The 1,543-nt window shown below is 38.4% G+C and carries 3 protein-coding genes; all 3 read left to right on the forward strand.

The features are described from left to right. Positions 1 to 517 (forward strand): flagellar hook capping FlgD N-terminal domain-containing protein (locus tag AC06OU_RS14595; protein WP_475856742.1); only part of this gene is annotated, 517 nt, incomplete at its 5' end. Positions 518 to 538: 21 nt separating this feature from the next. Further along, a complete protein-coding gene (locus AC06OU_RS14600) occupies positions 539 to 919 on the forward strand; it encodes a TIGR02530 family flagellar biosynthesis protein (protein ID WP_475856744.1) in 381 nt (126 codons plus the stop codon). A gap of 74 nt (positions 920 to 993) precedes the next feature. Then, the coding region (locus AC06OU_RS14605) for a flagellar hook-basal body complex protein (protein ID WP_475856745.1) at positions 994 to 1,543 on the forward strand (550 nt) is incomplete at its 3' end.

Here is a 1,543-nt window from a genome sequence, read left to right on the forward strand (position 1 = left end):
AAATCAGGATCCTACAAATCCAATGAAGGATAACGAATTCATTGCTCAAATGGCACAGTTTTCTTCCTTAGAGCAAATGACGAACTTAACGAATGCCTTTGAAAAGTTTGCCCAGGCACAAGAACAAACCCAAATGATTGAATACAGCAATTTTGTTGGTAAGCAAGTAAAATGGCACGAGCTAACAGATAAAAAAGATGAAGATGGTAAGCCAATTACGAATGAAGGAACTGGCTCTATAGCTGGAGTTAAATTCGTAGATGGTAGTGTAGAATTTACTCTATCTGATGGAAAGAAAATCACACCAGGCAATATTTCAGAAGTATTATCAAGCAATGCAAGCTCTAATAGTTTAGTAGAGGCAAGCATGATGATTGGAAAAACTATTGGTTATACTGCTGAAGCTGGACAAACTACAGGTGTTGTTGAATCCGTCTCTAAAAAAGATGGTGCGATTGTATTTAATCTTTCTGGTGGTACAACGATAACAGCAGATAAAATTAATTCTATTCAATAATAAATAGAACGGAGACTTGCAATGGACCAAGTTATTATTAACCGTGTCTCCATGCAGCCAGGTATCCGTCAACCAATAACCGCTAAGCAAGTCACACCGCCCAAACAGGCGTTTTTACAGCATTTACATGAAGCCACGGTAAAAACAGAATTAAAGGTAAGCAAACATGCCAATCAGCGATTACTAGAAAGAAATATTCATATTTCAGATGCGCAGTGGCAGCTTGTAAGTGACAAAGTATCAGAAGCGCGCTCCAAAGGTGTCAAGGACTCATTAGTATTGATGGAACAAGCAGCCTTAATCGTTAGTGCAAAAAATGCCACGGTTATTACTGCAATGGATCGCAAGGAAGCAAACAATCAATTGTTTACCAATATAGACGGCACAATAGTGCTAGGATAGCAGGACCTTTAAAGGATGCTATGTGCAGTGGACTGATTGAAGCTAGCACACAAATCGAAGGGAGAAATTCATCAATGATTCGCTCAATGTACTCAGGTATCTCAGGACTTAAAAACTTTCAAACAAAATTAGACGTAATAGGTAACAACATCTCTAACGTAAATACGTACGGATTTAAAAAAGGTCGTACTGTTTTTAAAGATTTGATCTCACAAACAACTTCTGGTGCTTCTGCTCCAACAGATACAAGAGGGGGAGTTAACCCTAAGCAAGTTGGATTAGGTTCTCAATTATCAGCGATAGATACTATTCATACAGGAGGTTCTTTGCAATCTACTGGTAATACATTAGATTTAGGAATTTCCGGAGATGGATTTTTTAATGTAGCAAATGAAGATGGGACCGATGTTCTTTATACTAGAGCTGGGAACTTTTACATGGACAATGCAGGATCTATAGTGAGTGCTGATGGTAGATACTTACTAGATGATACAGGAGCGACAATCACGATACCAACTGATGCTCAAAGTATGTCTATAGGTCAGGATGGGGCAGTTAAATATGTTCAAGCGGATGGTACTCTAGCAGGAACACAATATATCCGTCTTACAAAATTCTCAAATC

The sequence above is a fragment of the Psychrobacillus sp. genome (assembly GCF_056205495.1).

Excerpts from the sequence above, each read along its gene's own strand:
- AC06OU_RS14600 (WP_475856744.1), top strand. The coding sequence starts at position 539 with ATGGACCAAGTTATTATTAACCGTGTCTCCATGCAGCCAGGTATCCGT.